The 15,660-nt window shown below is 57.8% G+C and carries 16 protein-coding genes; 6 read left to right on the forward strand and 10 right to left on the reverse strand.

The features are described from left to right. The first annotated feature begins 30 nt into the window (after positions 1-30). From proC to ABD796_RS13105, 4 genes are read left to right on the forward strand one after another with little or no spacing between them, the layout of a single operon-like run. Entirely contained in the window at positions 31-903 is an 873-nt protein-coding gene (gene proC, locus ABD796_RS13090; protein WP_344908504.1) for a pyrroline-5-carboxylate reductase, read from the forward strand. A gap of 3 nt (positions 904-906) precedes the next feature. Next, positions 907-2,199 (forward strand): 2,3-diketo-5-methylthiopentyl-1-phosphate enolase, encoded by a 1,293-nt coding sequence (locus ABD796_RS13095; RefSeq protein WP_344908506.1) that lies wholly within the window; start codon positions 907-909, stop codon positions 2,197-2,199. Beyond that, positions 2,196-2,870, forward strand: a complete 675-nt coding sequence (locus tag ABD796_RS13100) for a 2-hydroxy-3-keto-5-methylthiopentenyl-1-phosphate phosphatase (RefSeq protein ID WP_344908508.1) — start codon at positions 2,196-2,198, stop codon at positions 2,868-2,870. Before ABD796_RS13095 ends, ABD796_RS13100 begins: the two co-directional genes overlap by 4 nt. Next, entirely contained in the window at positions 2,863-3,510 is a 648-nt protein-coding gene (locus ABD796_RS13105) for a methylthioribulose 1-phosphate dehydratase (RefSeq protein ID WP_344908510.1), read from the forward strand. Before ABD796_RS13100 ends, ABD796_RS13105 begins: the two co-directional genes overlap by 8 nt. Positions 3,511-3,528: 18 nt before the next feature. Here the strand turns inward: ABD796_RS13105 and ABD796_RS13110 are convergent, their stop codons facing one another. From ABD796_RS13110 to ABD796_RS13145, 8 genes are all read right to left on the reverse strand, one after another. Next, entirely contained in the window at positions 3,529-4,230 is a 702-nt protein-coding gene (locus ABD796_RS13110; RefSeq protein ID WP_344908511.1) for a DnaD domain protein, read from the reverse strand. A 24-nt stretch (positions 4,231-4,254) separates the two neighbouring features. Then, on the reverse strand, positions 4,255-5,547 hold the full coding sequence (asnS, locus tag ABD796_RS13115; protein WP_344908513.1) for an asparagine--tRNA ligase: 1,293 nt from the start codon (positions 5,545-5,547) through the stop codon (positions 4,255-4,257). Positions 5,548-5,607: 60 nt separating this feature from the next. Continuing rightward, positions 5,608-6,864: an acetate/propionate family kinase gene (locus ABD796_RS13120; RefSeq protein WP_344908515.1), complete on the reverse strand. Its 1,257-nt coding sequence runs from the start codon at positions 6,862-6,864 to the stop codon at positions 5,608-5,610. After that, complete coding sequence (locus tag ABD796_RS13125; RefSeq protein WP_344908516.1) at positions 6,861-7,730, reverse strand: 3-hydroxyacyl-CoA dehydrogenase family protein; 870 nt, start codon at positions 7,728-7,730, stop codon at positions 6,861-6,863. Before ABD796_RS13125 ends, ABD796_RS13120 begins: the two co-directional genes overlap by 4 nt. A 191-nt stretch (positions 7,731-7,921) precedes the next feature. Beyond that, positions 7,922-9,427, reverse strand: coding sequence for an AAA family ATPase (locus tag ABD796_RS13130; protein ID WP_344908518.1), 1,506 nt, complete (start codon positions 9,425-9,427; stop codon positions 7,922-7,924). Next, positions 9,420-9,953: a hypothetical protein gene (locus tag ABD796_RS13135; RefSeq protein WP_344908520.1), complete on the reverse strand. Its 534-nt coding sequence runs from the start codon at positions 9,951-9,953 to the stop codon at positions 9,420-9,422. The genes ABD796_RS13130 and ABD796_RS13135 overlap by 8 nt, the downstream gene beginning before the upstream one ends. Positions 9,954-10,157: 204 nt before the next feature. Further along, positions 10,158-10,646 (reverse strand): cell wall elongation regulator TseB-like domain-containing protein, encoded by a 489-nt coding sequence (locus ABD796_RS13140; RefSeq protein ID WP_344908522.1) that lies wholly within the window; start codon positions 10,644-10,646, stop codon positions 10,158-10,160. A gap of 28 nt (positions 10,647-10,674) precedes the next feature. Next, the gene (locus tag ABD796_RS13145; protein WP_344908949.1) at positions 10,675-11,970 is read right to left on the reverse strand and encodes an amidohydrolase; all 1,296 of its coding nucleotides are present in this window, start codon (positions 11,968-11,970) and stop codon (positions 10,675-10,677) included. Positions 11,971-12,188: 218 nt separating this feature from the next. On the opposite strand from ABD796_RS13145, the gene ABD796_RS13150 reads away from it, so the two are divergent. Next, positions 12,189-12,809, forward strand: coding sequence for a DUF47 domain-containing protein (locus tag ABD796_RS13150; RefSeq protein ID WP_344908524.1), 621 nt, complete (start codon positions 12,189-12,191; stop codon positions 12,807-12,809). A gap of 122 nt (positions 12,810-12,931) precedes the next feature. After that, positions 12,932-13,930, forward strand: a complete 999-nt coding sequence (locus tag ABD796_RS13155) for an inorganic phosphate transporter (RefSeq protein ID WP_344908526.1) — start codon at positions 12,932-12,934, stop codon at positions 13,928-13,930. Positions 13,931-13,999: 69 nt separating this feature from the next. Here the strand turns inward: ABD796_RS13155 and ABD796_RS13160 are convergent, their stop codons facing one another. Next, complete coding sequence (locus ABD796_RS13160) at positions 14,000-15,325, reverse strand: FtsW/RodA/SpoVE family cell cycle protein (RefSeq protein WP_344908527.1); 1,326 nt, start codon at positions 15,323-15,325, stop codon at positions 14,000-14,002. After that, the gene (locus ABD796_RS13165) at positions 15,322-15,648 is read right to left on the reverse strand and encodes a PadR family transcriptional regulator (RefSeq protein WP_344908529.1); all 327 of its coding nucleotides are present in this window, start codon (positions 15,646-15,648) and stop codon (positions 15,322-15,324) included. The genes ABD796_RS13160 and ABD796_RS13165 overlap by 4 nt, the downstream gene beginning before the upstream one ends. Positions 15,649-15,660: the final 12 nt, after the last annotated feature.

A 15,660-nucleotide genomic window follows, 5' to 3' on the forward strand; every position in this document is an offset into this window, starting at 1 on the left:
ACACTACCGACAAGGAGGGAACTATTCGCCATGAGCCACACTTTGTTAACCGAAACGATCGCCTTCGTAGGAGCCGGTGCGCTCGCCGAATCGATATTTGCCGGCCTGATCGAGAAAGGCATCACCGCGCCGCAGCAATTGTTCGCGGTCAACCAGAGCAACGACGAACGACTCGCCTATGTTAGGGACACTTACGGCATGCGCGCATCGCGCGATCCCGAGGAACGCGACTCGGCGATTCGGGAAGCGGGTATCGTCATCCTGAACATGAAGCCCAAGGACGCGGCCGCCGGCATCTCGGACATTCGCCATCTACTGGGGCCGAATCAATTGATCGTCTCGGTCATCGCCGGCTTATCGATCGGGACGATTCATCATCTGCTCGGCGCTCCCCTGCCGGTCGTCCGGACGATGCCCAACACGTCCAGCACGATCGGGCTCGGTGCCACGGGCATCAGCTTCTCCGAGGCGGTTACGGCGGAGCGGCGGGCCACGGCGCTTTCGCTGTTCCGGGCGATCGGGGAAGTGTCCGTCGTCGAGGAGGAGCGGCTCGAAATCGTGACCGGCGTATCCGGCAGCGGCCCCGCTTACATCTACTACTTCATGGAAGCGATGATTGCGGCCGGCGTCGAAGGCGGCCTGTCCGAGGAAGCGGCGCGCTCGCTGACGGTACAGACCGTACTGGGCGCTGCCCAAATGGTCAAAACGACGAACGAGGCGCCTCAGGAGCTTCGCCGCAAAGTCACGTCGCCGAACGGCACGACGGAAGCCGCCATCAAGCTGATGGAGTCCGAGGGCGTAGCCGACGCCATCTCCCGCGCGGTGCTGCGCTCGGCGGAGCGGGCTCGCGAGATCGGCCTCGGACTGGCCGAACAGTCGTTGGCCCACGGAAAGCGGGTGTAGCCGTTGAGCGATTATTGCGTAGCCACCTACCGCTGCTTCGACGAGAATGCCAATTTTCATAAAAAAGCGCAATCGATCGCCGTCGGACTGACGGTCGGAAGCTGGACGGAGCTGCCTGCCGCTCAACAAAAGCAGATGGAGAAGCATCTCGGACGGGTGCTGTCCGTCGAAGTCTCGGAACCCGGAGCGGGTCAGGACGGGAACGCTGCGGGCCGCTACGCGGATATCCGCATCGCCTATCCGGACGTCAACTTCAGCGCCGACATTCCGGCATTGCTCGTCACCGTCTTCGGCAAGCTGTCGATGGACGGAGCCATCAAGCTGATCGATCTGCAGTTTTCCCCCGCTTTCGCGAGCGGCTTCGGCGGCCCCAAGTTCGGCATAGCGGGCGTCCGCGATCTGCTCGGAGTTCACGACCGGCCGCTGTTGATGAGCATCTTCAAATCGGTGGTGGGCCACGATCTGGACGAGCTGGGCCGGCAATTCTACGGCCAGGCGGCCGGCGGGGTCGACTTGATCAAGGACGACGAGATTTTGTTCGAAAACCCGCTTACTCCGATCGAAAAGCGGGTCGAGACGTGCATGGCCGCCGCCCGCCGAGCCCGCGAGACGACCGGCCAGCAGCTGCTCTACGCCGTCAACGTCACAGGCCCGGCCTCCAAGCTCGCCGAACAGGCGAAGAAGGCGATCGGGGCGGGAGCGAACGCCCTGCTGTTCAACGTACTTGCCTACGGCTTCGATACGATGCGCGAGCTGGCCGCCGATCCGGATATTAACGTCCCGATCGCCGCTCACCCAGCGCTTGCCGGCGCACTGTATCCGTCGCCGCACTACGGCATAGCGGCTTCGGTGCTTCTCGGCAAGCTGATGCGGCTAAGCGGCGCCGATCTGGTTCTCTTCCCGTCGCCGTACGGCTCGGTCGTCATGCCGAAAGCGGAAAATATGGCGATCCGCCACGCGCTCGTAACCGAACAGCTCGACGGAGACTACCTTTACCGCGCGCCCGACGATGCGGGAGCGCCGCGCGGCCCGGCCCCGCAGCTGCGGACAAGCTTCCCCGTCCCGTCGGCCGGCATACATCCTGGACTTGTCCCGTGGATTATCCGCGACTTCGGACAAGACGTGGTCGTCAACGCCGGAGGAGGCATACACGGTCATCCGCTCGGCACGGCGGCAGGCGGACAAGCGTTCCGCCAGGCGATCGACGCCGTGCTCGAAGGCCGGACGCTGTCCGCTTATGCCGAGACGCGGCCGGAGCTGCGCGCGGCGATCGAGCGTTGGGGGGCCAAAGAATGAAGCGGCCCGTTCTGTTTTGCGATTTTGACGGCACGATTACGGAAAGCGACAATATCGTAGCGATTATGCGGCACTTCGATCCGCCCGGCTGGAAGCCGCTGGTGGACCAAGTCGTCAGCGGCCAGATCAGCATCCGCAACGGTGTCGGACGCATGTTCGAGTTGCTGCCGTCCGAGAGACGCGAGGAAGTCGCCCGCTTCGTATTCGATACGGCACGCATCCGTGCCGGCTTCCCGGAGCTGCTCCAATATTGCCGCGATCGCGATATCGAGTTTCTCGTCACGAGCGGCGGCATCGACTTTTTTCTGCAGCCTCTGTTGGAGCCTTTCCCTATTCCGCAAGACCGTATTTACTGCAACGCCAGCGATTTCTCGGGGGAACGCATTCGCATCGTCTGGCCGCATCCGTGCGACGAGCATTGCTCGAACGATTGCGGCATGTGCAAAACGACGGTCATCCGCCGTTATCCGCAAGACAGCTACATGCGAATTCTGATCGGCGACAGCGTGACCGATTTTGCCGGAGCGCAGCTCGTCGATCTCGTCTACGCGCGATCGCATCTGATCGACAAATGCGAGCAGCTCGGCTTGCCGTACGTACCGTTCGACACGTTCCACGACGTCGTGCAGCATCTGCACACGATACAGGAAGGAGCACAGTCCCGTGAGTAACGATTCCTTGTACACGCTGGAGCAGCGACAGCAGGCTTTCACCCAATTGCGCGAGGTAAAAAGCGAATTGGCGGCGCGCGGCTGGTTCCCGGCAACGAGCGGCAACTTGTCCGTTCGAGTCGGCGACTTCGCTGGTGACCGCTTCGCCTTCGCCGTTACGTCGAGCGGCAAAGACAAGTCGAAGCATACGTCGGAAGACTACTTGATCGTCGACGGCAGCGGACGGCCCATCGAAGCGACGACGTTGAAGCCGTCGGCCGAGACGCTCATCCATTGCGAGATTTACCGCTTGACTGGCTGCGGAGCCGTATTCCACGTCCACACCGTATTTAACAACATCGTGTCGGAGCTGTACGCGGAGCAAGGCAGCGTTCCGTTCCAAGGCGTGGAACTGATCAAAGCGTTCAACATTTGGGAAGAAAACGCCCGCATTGAAGTGCCGATTCTCCCCAACTATACGGACATTCCGCGGATCGCCGCTTTGGTCGAAGAACGCATCGACAAGAGCGTGCCGGGCATCGTGCTGCGCAACCACGGCATCTACGCCTGGGGCACCAACGTATTCGAGGCGAAGCGGCATTTGGAAGCTTTCGAGTTTTTGTTCGAATATGCTTACCGCTGGAAAGCGCTGAACCTGTAACAAATTCAAAGGGGCCCCTTAGCGGGCCCCTCTGAATTTTTGCGTATATTGCTTCGCTTGCTCCGGCGTTTGGACGCGGTTGCGGCTCCATTCCAGCAAAATGCGGTCGATATAGCGGAAATGGATGACGCCTGCGAACACCGCTTCTTTCAACGCTAACATTATGAGCGCCTCCGGATAACGGTCTCGGTCCAACCATTGCGAAATGTTCTCGCACTCCATCGGCGTCAACGGCCGAGCAAACTCCTTCTCGAACACGGTAAAAATATTGTCCCCGCCGGTTTCCGACGGAGGCGTCGGCGCAGCCCTTCCGGCTCGCGAAGCGCCAACAGGCTCTGCCTTCCGGTCCTGCCCCGCCAGCCAGACGGCCGCCAGCCTTTCGTACATAGGCGTCAAGTTATACATCTCGCTTAACACGCCGGTGACCTGATCGATATCTTCGTCGATCTGCAGCAGCCCTTCCTTCATCAGTCGCTCGATGGCCTTGATTACCGCGTCCGGCGACGCCGCGAGGCGTTCCTGCAGCTCCTCGATGGTCGGAAATTCCTTGCCCTCCCGGTCCTTGAACGCCATCAGTTGAATGAGCAGCATCGCTTCCGTATCGGACATCTTCAGCTTCTTATAATGACTGAGCAGCAGCAGCGGAACCGACACGCCGCCGGCGTTCAGCGCCGCGATCATGCCCCGCTCGGGTGCTTTGCGGTCTTCCCCTCTCGACATGCGCACGCCTCCCTCTCAACGCTCTTATGGGTACAATCGGTTCAATAAACGCGGGAACGGAATCGTCTCCCGTACGTGCTCCAGTCCGCAAATCCAGGCAACGGTGCGCTCCAACCCGAGCCCGAAGCCGGAATGCGGCACCGTACCGTAGCGGCGCAGATCCAAATACCAGCGGTATGCGTCTTCGCCCAGCTCGTGCTCGGCAAACCGCTCCTGCATCAGCTGCGGGTCGTCGATCCGTTGGCTGCCGCCGATGATTTCCCCGTACCCTTCGGGCGCGATCATATCGGCGCACAGCACCACTTCCGGACGCGTCGGGTCGGGTTTCATATAGAATGCTTTGAACGAAGCCGGGTAATGCGTAATGAAGACCGGCTTGTCGAACTGGTTGGCGATCTCCGTTTCGTGCGGCGCCCCGAAGTCTTCGCCCCAGGCGATCTCGTGGCCGCTTTCCTGCAGTCGGCGAATCGCTTCGTCGTACGTTATGCGCGGGAACGGAGCTTGCACGTTTTCCAGACGGGACACGTCTCTCCCCAGCGTCTCCAGTTCCTTGCGGCAATGCTTCAGCACGTACTGCACCACATACGATACGAACTGCTCCTGCACGACGAGGTTTTGCTCGTGATCGACGAACGCCATCTCCGGCTCGATCATCCAAAATTCGATCAAATGCCGGCGCGTCTTCGACTTCTCCGCCCGGAACGTCGGTCCGAACGAATACACTTTGCCGAGCGCCATCGCCGCCGCTTCCATGTACAGCTGCCCGCTCTGCGTCAAATAGGCGTCCTCGTCGAAATATTTCGTATGAAACAGGTTGGTCGTGCCTTCGCAAGACGACGGTGTCAAAATCGGAGGGTCGACCAAATAAAAGCCGTTCTCGTCAAGATAGTGCTGCACGGCGCGGATGATGTGCGAGCGGACGACCATAATCGCGCGCTGCCGCGGCGAACGAAGCCACAAGTGACGGTGGTCCATCAAATAATCGACGCCATGCTCCTTCGGGGTAATCGGATAATCGACGGCGATCTGGATCGTTTCGATTCCGGTCACGTTCAGCTCGAACCCGCTCTGGCTGCGAGTGTCCTCACGTACCGTACCCGTTATATACAGAGAGCTTTCCTGGGTCAGCTTGACCGCAGCTTCCCATACGTCCTCGGGCACCTCGCTTTTGACAACGACTCCTTGGATGAATCCCGTTCCGTCGCGAAGCTGCAAAAACTGAATTTTCCCGCTGGACCGCTTGTTGTGCAGCCAGCAGCCGATGCGCACCGATTGCCCGGCGTGCCGGCTTACGTCCCTGATCGTGGCAAGCTCCATATGTACGCCTCCCGTATGGTTTTCCTTTTCCCGCTATCTTCCGTGGCGAATGCGCCCCTGCTATAGGGCAGGTGACGGAGCCGTCGAGTCCGGATTTGCCTGCCCCTCGCATTCCGACGACGCAGACGCTTCGCGGAATGCGTCTCTGGCAATCATCAGTTCCTCGTTCGTCGGGATAACCCAGACGTCAACCTGCGAATCGTCGGCGGAAATCCGGCGGTCTCCGCCTGTTCCGCTTTCGTTGGCCGCATCGTCCAGCTTGACGCCCATAAAGGTCAGACGCTCGCACACCGTTTTCCGCAGCAAGGCGCTGTTCTCGCCTACGCCGGCCGTAAAGACGAGCGTATCGAGCCCGTTCATCGCCGCCGCGTAGGCACCGATATATTTGCGAAGCCGGTATTCGTACATGTCGAACGCAAGTTTCGCGTTGCGGTCGCCTTCCGACGCCGCCTCGACGATTTCGCGCATGTCGCCCATCCCTCCGGATACGGCGAACAAGCCGCTGTGCTTGTTCAGCATCGAGTTCACTTCGCCGAGCGACAAATCTTCCTTATCCATCGCAAAAGGCACGATCGCCGGGTCGATATCGCCGCTGCGCGTCCCCATCATCAGCCCTTCTAGAGGGGTCATGCCCATGCTCGTATCCAAGGATTTGCCGTTCAGAATAGCCGCGACGCTCGCTCCGTTGCCGATATGGCAGGTGATCATCTTCATGTCGTCCAGCGGCTTGCCGCTGCGCTGTGCGGCCCGTTCGCTGACGTACTGGTGCGACGTGCCGTGAAAGCCGTACCGGCGCACGCCGTGCTTTTTGTAAAATACGTTCGGAATCGCATACCGGAACGAAACCGGCGGCATCGTCTGATGAAACGCCGTATCGAACACCGCGACCTGCGGCACATGCGGCAGATTCGCTTCTACCGCTAGAATGCCCGTCAGCGCGCCGGGATTATGCAGCGGGGCCAGGTCGAACAGCCGCCGGATCTCGCGCTTGACGACGTCGTCGATCCGCACGGAGCCGGAGAACGTCTCGCCGCCATGGACAACGCGATGGCCTACGGCATGTACGTCCTCCATCGAAGCGAGCACGCCTTCCTTCGGGTCAACCAGAATGCGCAGCACTTTACGGATCGCTGTCGTATGATCCCAGATTTCGCTCACTTCGCGCAGCTCCGGGCGGTCCGCCGGCTCGTGCGTCAGCATGGCGGTCTCCATCCCGATCCGCTCCACCTTGCCTTTGGCGAGCACCGTTTCGCGGGTCATGTCGAACAGCTGATATTTGAGCGACGAGCTGCCCGCATTGATTACCAGTATATTCATATGCGGTCACCGTCCTCGTCATAATGGAAAAAGCCTTGCCCCGTCTTCGCCCCGAGGTGTCCCGCCCGGACCATCTGCTTCAGCAGGAAAGACGGGCGGTATTTCAAATCGCCGTATTCGCGGAACATCCGCTCCATCGCCGCCAGCACCGAGTCCAGCCCGAACCGGTCGGCCATCTCGAGCGGCCCGTAGCGAAAATCGTACCCGATCCGCATGGCGGTGTCGATATCCTCGGCGGAGGCCACCCCTTCGGACAGCGTATGCATCGCCTCGTTGATCAGAATGCAGATCAGCCGGGTCGTTACGAAACCGGGCGACTCGTACACCATGATGCCTTTGCGGCCGATCGTATGCTCGACAAAGTGCCGCACCGCCGCGTAAGTCTCATCGGACGTTTTCAGGCCGCGGACGATTTCCACGAGCGGTATTTTGCGGGCCGGGTAAGTAAAATGAAGACCGATTACCCGTTCCGGCCGTTTCGTCTCTCCCGCCAGCTCCGTCAGGCTGAGCGTCGACGTATTGCTCGCCAATATTGCGTCGGGGCATATCGCGTCGAGCTTGGCGAACAGCTCCTTTTTCACCTCGGCATCCTCGGTTACCGCCTCGATGATCATCTCGCACGAAGCCATCTGCTCGACCGCGAACGTCTTGTGAATGCGGCTCAAGGTCAGATGCCGCTCGGCTTCGGTAATCGCCCATTTCTCCAGCTGCTTCGCCAGACTCATCTCTATGCTTTTCCATGCCTGCTCCAGCCGCTCCGGACTTTTCTCCAGCAGCAGCACATCGATTCCTCTCGCGGCCAGCATTTCCGCTATTCCCTGTCCCATCGTGCCCGCGCCGATTACACCGATTCTCGTCATCTGCATGGCCAATCTCCTTTACGCCATTCTCGCTGCTATTCTTGCTCTATCTTAAATGATACACCGAATAGAGAAATTTTTCATCCCGGACACAAAAAGTACCCGATCGAAGCGCTTCCTGCGCAAAAACGACACAAAAAAGCCTTGGCGGCCGCCTGTGGGGACGGAACGCAAAGGCTTTGTTTCTATACGCTGTCCTATACCGATGTCATTGGCACCCCGGCATCGGCCAGCAGGAGACGAAACTGATCGCCGGTCAGCACTTCCTCGCGGATCAAAATGTCCAGCGACTGCTCGAACACATGCCGCTCTTGGTCCAACATCGTACGAGTAGAGCCGTGCAGGCCGTCCAGGATGGACGAATTCTCTTTCATCAGCTCTTCTTGCGTCACCATCTGCCGGTCGATAATGCCGAGCGAAGTCAAGCCTGAATCCATCATCGTGCGGACAAGATGCAGCGCCTGCTCGAAATCGTTGCGAGATCCGGTGCTGCGCCCGCCGTAAAACATTTCCTCCGCAACCGCTCCGCCGAGCGCGATCATAATCTGCTGCTCCAGCTCGGTACGGGTATACAAATACTGATCCTGCTGCGGGTTGTGCCGCACGTAGCCGAGCGCCTGACCGCGCGGGCTGAGCGAAACCATCGAGACGGAGCCGGGCTTGACCCGTTCGGCGGCGATAGCGTGTCCCAATTCATGCAGGGCGACCCGTTTGCGTTCTTCCATCGTCGCCTCGCGGTCGGTTTTCTCGCCCATCATGACTTTATCGATCGCGAGGGAGAAATGCTGCTGGTCGACCTCGGTTCGGGCATCGCGCATCGCGTAAATGGCCGCTTCGTTCATGACGCTCTCGAGCTGGGCGCCCGAGAACCCGAACGTTTCCCCCGCCACCCGCTCCAGGTTTGCTTCCGGCGCAACCGGTTTATTCCTGGCGTGCAGCTGCAGGATGTGCAGCCGGCCCTTCTTGTCCGGCAAATCGACGTCAATGTGCCGGTCGAACCGGCCGGGCCGCAGCAGGGCGCTGTCCAGCATCTCCTTGCGGTTTGTCGCGGCCACCATCAAAATGCGCGGCGTATCCGCCGTATGAATGCCGTCCATCTCGGTCAGCAGCTGATTGAGCGTCTGATCGTACTCGCGCTGCTGTCCGCCTTCCCTTTTACCGCCAATAACGTCGATCTCGTCGATAAAAATAATCGCGCTGTCCTTGCCGTCCTTCGCGGCCCGGCTGCGCGCCTCCTTGAACAAATCGCGAACCCGGCTTGCACCGACCCCGACGTACATCTCCACGAACTCACTGCCCGACGCAGACACGAACGCGGAATTCGTATAGTGGGCGGCGGCTTTCGCCATCAGCGTCTTGCCGGTCCCCGGAGGGCCTGTCAGCAATATGCCTTTCAGCGGCCGGATGCCGAACTTGCTAATCTCTTCATGCTTGATCAGAAAATCGAGCGCTTCGACCAATTCGCGCTTGGCCCGGTCCTGCCCCCCGATATCGTCGAACGTCAAGTAAGCTGGCGCCCGGCTCCGCGCTTTCCGCTCGGAGGAAGCGACTCCCAGATTGCCGCGCATCCGCGTGAGGTACAATAATGAAAATAGAATGACGCCGGCCAGCACGATCGGAATGACATTAACCCCGAGAAACATCAGAAAGATAAGCAAAACCGGCACGAAGCCGGCCAGCACCTCTTTACCTAATTTACTCATTCGGCCACACCCCTATCTTCTGGGCCTGACGCGGAAGCAGTCTGAACTTGTCATGCGAGCCGTCCGTCAGGTGGATGTACACGTATTTGTCATCCATTTCCGTCGTCACTTGCAAGCCGGGGAATGTCGACTTCTTGGCTTCGAGCGCTGCCGGTATGGCGGCATAACGCCGGCCTTCCATCGCTTCCGCCACATCGAACAAAGCATCGGACCACCAGCGGTCGAGCTCGGGCGTGCTGGAATCTTTCACGACCAGCTCCACGTTGCGCGCGCCGATAATCGAACCGCCTTTTTCTACGATCGATTGGTAAATTTCGCGAAGGTTGGCATCCGCCTTCGGCGTGAGTTCGACGGTTACCGTCTTGCTGCCGATATTGATTTTGGACTGCTCAATGCCGGGCTGCTCCTGCACGATGCGAGACAAAGGATTTTCCATTGCCAGACTGTCATATAGAAACCATCCGCCGAACAAGACGACCGAAGAAACGATAACACTCGTTACAATAGGCCATAGACGCAACTTCACGGTTACGTCCCCCTTTCTTCGACTTCTGTTTATGAATAGTTTGATGATCAAACTGATATACTAAAGTATAGCACATCATATATACGATTTCCGATGCAATGTGTGGAAATAGCCTGCAAAATGCAAAAAAAGAGCGATTCGCGAAGCCTAAGCTCCGAAACCGCTCTTTCTTTTTGCTTGATGCGCGACGACCCGCACAACGCATTAACGCTTCGTCATGCGCCACGTATCGATCTCCGCTCCGTTGTCGAAGCGATAATAGCCGTAATAATACCGGATTCTGTCGTCTTCCTCCTTGCGCTTATACAGCGCCTCCCACACGTAGTTGTCGTTCAGCACGCCGGGCACGATGCGCAGCACCTCGTTGTCCGGGTTGGCCTGCTCGACGACGCCGCGCACGTCGTCCTCGCTAACCCCCGTGCTGGCATACTGCATGTGGGCGTTGCCGTCGTTCACCCAGGCAATCGCTTTGTTGCCGTCCGGGTCTTGCCCGAAAACGATTATATACGGCTTCTCGCCGACGAACGACTCGACCCTGTCGACCGTTTTCATATAAGTCGTTTCGGTGACCGTCTGCTTCGCGGCTGCTTCGAGCGCCCATTCCTCTCCATGAATCGTCCGGTAGAAGAAAACGAGCACGGCCGCGATCAACACTAGACCGATAACAGTCCCGTATGCGATTTTTTTAACCACTGCCGTCTTCTCCTTCGTCCTGGCGAAATTAGCGTGTCAACAGCTCGAACCGGTTCTGCGCCTCGTACTTGATCCGCTCTTCGTCCAGCGTCAGGCATTCGCCGTTCCGGACGATCTGCTTGCCGTCGACGAACACGTCGACCACATCTTTCGCCGAAGCCGAGTAGACGATATGGGACACATAATCGCTTTTCGGCAAAAAGTGCGGCTGATCGGTATCCAGCGCGATAAAATCGGCTTTCATGCCGACCTCCAGCGTCCCGACGCGGTCCAGCCAGATCGATCTGGCGCCGTTGACGGTGCCGAGCTTGAGCGCTTCCGTGGCCGGAACGGCCAGCGGATCGCCGGACACGCCTTTGTGAATGAGCGCGGCAAGGCGCATTTCCTCGAACATATCGAGATTGTTATTGCTCGCCGAGCTATCCGTGCCGAGCGACACGAGTACGCCCGCCTTCAGCAGGTCCGGTACGCGGGCGACGCCGCTAGCAAGCTTCAGGTTGCTTCCCGGGTTATGCGATACGTGTACATGATGTGCGCTCAGTGTCTCGATCTCGGCATCGGTCAAATGCACCGCGTGCGCCACGAGGCTCGGCCGCGAGAACAGCCCGAGCTTCGCCAGATGATCGACCGGACGGAGGCCGTACTGGCGTTCGTTCTCCAGCACCTCGTGCAGCGTTTCCGACATATGCGTATGCAGGGGCAGATCGAGATCGTGCGCCGCCTGTACGAACTTCTCGATGAAGTCCGGCGGGCACGTGTACGGTGCATGGGGCGACATCATCGTCGTGATGCGACCTTCTGCTTTGCCATGCCAGTCCTTGGCGAACTGGATCGCTTCCTTGACCTTATGATCCTGCACGTCCGGCGGGCATAAGCCGATCGCTCCGCGGGTCAGACAGCCGCGCATGCCGGACTGCTCGACGGCCTGGGCCACCTCGTCCATATGATCATACATGTCGACGAAGCTGGTCGTTCCGCCCTTGATCATTTCGGCGATCGACAGCAGCGTCCCCCAGCGAACGTCTTCTCCGGTAAACTTCGCTTCGTTCGGCCACATTTTCTCCTCTAGCCATACTTGGAGCGCCAGGTCGTCGCCGTAGCCGCGCAGCAGCGACATGGCGGCATGGCAGTGCGTGTTGACCAGACCTGGCATATATAATTTGTTGGTGCCGTCGATCGTCTGGTCGTATATTTCGTTGCCCTCGGGCTCGTTTTCCCCGATATATACGATCGTATCGTTTTCAATGATCATACAGCCCCGGATTACCGGTTTTTCTCCGCCGACGGTAACGAACGTTCCGTTGCGGACGATGATTTTTGCCATGGCCATCAGCCTTTCGCCTAAGAATTACTATCGTATCATTGCGTACGTCTTCCAATGTACCTCTTCATCTAAGCAAAATCAAGCGAAACGGGCGCACGCGAGCCAAAATCCGCAAATGTTCGACATGTTTCGTTTGCTTTTCCCTGCCCCTGTATGATAATTTTAATTTTGTGTAAATTAATGATTTCATCTATACCACATTGGGGGTTTTACGTTTGATGATTTTCAACAAAAAGGGCGAGATCGATTTTCTTAATCTCCTCATTCAAGGCGCGGAGAACACGCTGAAGGGCGCTCATATGTTCCGCAACGCAATGATGGGAGACAAGCCGCCTGCTACATACTTCGAGGCGCTGAAGGAAATCGAGAATATAGGCGATTCGTTCACTCACGAAATTTTCAAAGGGCTGAACAAAGTATTCATTACACCGCTCGACCGCGAAGACATTATGGAGCTCGCCGTCCGGCTCGACGACGTCCTGGACGGAATCGAAGCGTCCATCGCCAGGTTTGATTATTTGAACATCACGTTCACCAACCAATACATGAAAGATTTCTCCGAAGTGCTCGTCTCCTCTTGCGAACACTTGCTTGCCGCTTTCAAGCTGCTGTCCAAGAAAAAATATATGCAGATTCAGGAGCATACCTTATTGATCAACAGTCTGGAAAACGAGGGCGACAGGCTAATGCGCGAAGGCATCCGTGAAATTTTCACCCACCCGACAGAACCCTACCATGATTTCAAGCTGAAAGAGCTGTACGAGCGTCTGGAGCAAACGACCGACTGCTGCGAGGATGTGGCGGATATATTGGAAAGCGTCGTTCTGCGGTACGCCTGATTAGCGGCTCCGCGTTGCGATTATGCCCGGTACCTTCTGTGCCGCGGACGGCTCACCGGCTCCCGGCCCGGCATTTAACAGCTCATGCGACCGGTTGTGAAACTATGCGTTAGGAGACCACCATGCTAACTTTGATCATATTCATTGTCCTATTGGCGTTGCTGTTCGATTTTATCAACGGCTTTCACGACACCGCCAACGCCATCGCCACCTCGATATCCACAAGAGCGTTGTCTCCCCGGTTCGCCGTGCTTTATGCGGCGGTGCTGAACTTTATCGGAGCGATTCTATCGTCCGAAGTGGCCAAAACCGTGGGAGGAAGCATAGCCAACCCGGCGGAAATCGACAATGGCGCCAAAATCGTCATGGTCGCCCTGATCGCCTCCATCGCGTGGAACCTGTTCACTTGGTATTATGCCATTCCATCTTCTTCTTCTCATACGTTGATCGGGGCATTGGGCGGCGCGGTTATCGCCGGCGCCGGAAGCGATTCACTCAATTGGAGCGGTTTTCTGGGTATCATTAAAATTTTGATTTTATCGCCGATTATTGCCTTCGCGGCCGGTTTTATTATTATGTGGATTATCAAATATCTCATTCTGATCAGCGGAAACAAGTCCCGTTCCAAGCTGAACCGGATATTCCGCTCGTTTCAGGTCGTGTCGGCCGGTCTGCTCTCGTTCTCGCACGGCGGCAACGACGCGCAGAAGGCGATGGGCATCATCGTCTTCGCTTTGGTGGCCGGAGGCTACCATGTAGGGCTGGACGTTCCGTTGTGGGTAAAAATCAGCGCGGCGACGGCGATGGGCTTGGGCACTTCGATCGGCGGCTGGAAAATCATCAAAACGGTCAGCAAGAAGATTATGAAAATCGAGCCGGTCAACGGATTCGCATCCGATTTGACCTCATCGATTATTATCCAAACCTCGACCGCAATCGGTCAGCCTTTGTCGACGACGCACGTCATCACCTCGGCCATCATCGGTACGGGCAGCGTAATCCGCTTCAAGGATGTCAAGTGGGGCACGGTCAGCCGCATGATTATGACTTGGGTCATCACGATTCCGATCAGCATGGCGCTTGCTTACGTGCTGTACAAGCTGATTTTTTCGATTTTTTAAAACATGTGCAAAAAGACGGGGGACGCCTCCCCCGCCTTTTTTTCGTTTTCCGTCGTCGGAAGCTCCGGGTTATGCTGACAATGCGGAGCCGGATATCATAGATTTTCGTCGGTATACCGATAGCGCCAAGCCGACGGCAATCATTTCCGCGATAAAATGACTGGACCCGTAGCTGATGAAAGGAACCGGTATGCTCATCAAAGGAACGGCCCCCAGCGACATGAGCAAGCTGTAGCCGGTCTGCAAGCCGAGCAAAGAGGCGATGCCGACCATAAGGATTTTACCGTACCGATCCCGGACCCGGAGCGCCGAGCGAATAAGCCAGCAGGCATATCCCGCAAAGGCGGCGCCAAGCCCGATTGCGGCCAGCCAGCCGAAGTTATACCCCAAATAGACGAAGATGTAGTCAGCGTGAATGTGCGGAAGAGTCGGAAGCGGCTTCGCAAAGCCGTTTCCCTGCCACCCTGCCGATTCCCACGCTAGTCGGATTTGGTTATACACGTAGCCTGAGCCGAACGGGTCGCGGGACGGGTCCCAGAAGGCGCCGAACCGTTCCAGACGAAAGCTTAGCGCATTCGGACCATACCCGACCAATGAGAAGGTGGCGACCAGTACAACCGGCAGCGCAATATGCAGCGTCGTTTTGGCCCAGCTGCGCGTCAAGGAGCCGGTCATTGCGTATAAAGCGACGACATAGAGCAGCAGACAAGGAAGCCTCGCCGAACCGGCTATAAGCAACGACGGAGCCAGCAGCAGCGCAAAAGTGACAATCGGCCAAAAATACGGTTTACGCTCCCGGTCGCTCAATATACCGGCGGCGGCAATGACGAGCAAAAACGTTCCGATCCACACCCCATCCACATTCACCGGTCCTAAGCTGATATAAGAAAGGCTTCCGTTAACCGGACTTTTCCAGCTCTCGATCAGCATGACGCCCATCGTTGCCGCATAGATCACCCAGGAGAAGTTCCGCAGCTTGCGGTGGTCGAAAAAATAGAGGGCGATTACCAGCAGCAGGCCGCCCATCACCGTAACCGAATACTTCAGCAACGAAATTGCCGAACCGAGCCGAGTGTTCTGCAAGCCCTCCTGAACGGCGTACATGGCCATAATACCGATGGCTGCAAAGACGAATACCCCGATCAGCAGCACCCAATTCGTTTTCGGCCGATGGATCTGGTGCAGCCCTTTCCCTACCGACACCGGATCGCCCATCTGGCCGATCGCAAACCGTACCGCATCGTCGCGGCTCTCCCCGACCCGTTCCCTTTCCTGAATCAATTCTTCCAGATGGTGTTCCAGCTCGCTGCGGATTTCCCGATGAACCTCCCTGGCGCGAATTTGGGCACATACGGCGTTTAAGTAGCGGCGGACAAGCTCATGATCGCGAATCATCCCCTACCCTCCCCCAGCACCAGATCGACCGCGCTGCGGAACGTCGTCCATTCGGCCTTCTTCTGCTCGGACTGCTTTTTCCCTTTTGGCGTAATCCTGTAATATTTCCGCCTTCTCCCGCCAACTTCGTTCCAGTATGCCTCCACCAGCCCCTCCGACTCCATCGCGTGGAGGATCGGGTACAGCGTGCCTTCTTTAAGAGCGAAGACGCCGGCGGATTTGCGCTCCAGCTCCTTGATCAGCTCATAGCCGTACAGATCGGTTCTCTCCAGCAGCGACAGGATCATCGTGCCGGTACTGCCTTTGAGCAGCTCTTTGCTCATACGCCTACTCTC

Source organism: Paenibacillus hodogayensis, from assembly GCF_039536325.1.
Lineage (GTDB): Bacteria > Bacillota > Bacilli > Paenibacillales > NBRC-103111 > Paenibacillus_AB > Paenibacillus_AB hodogayensis.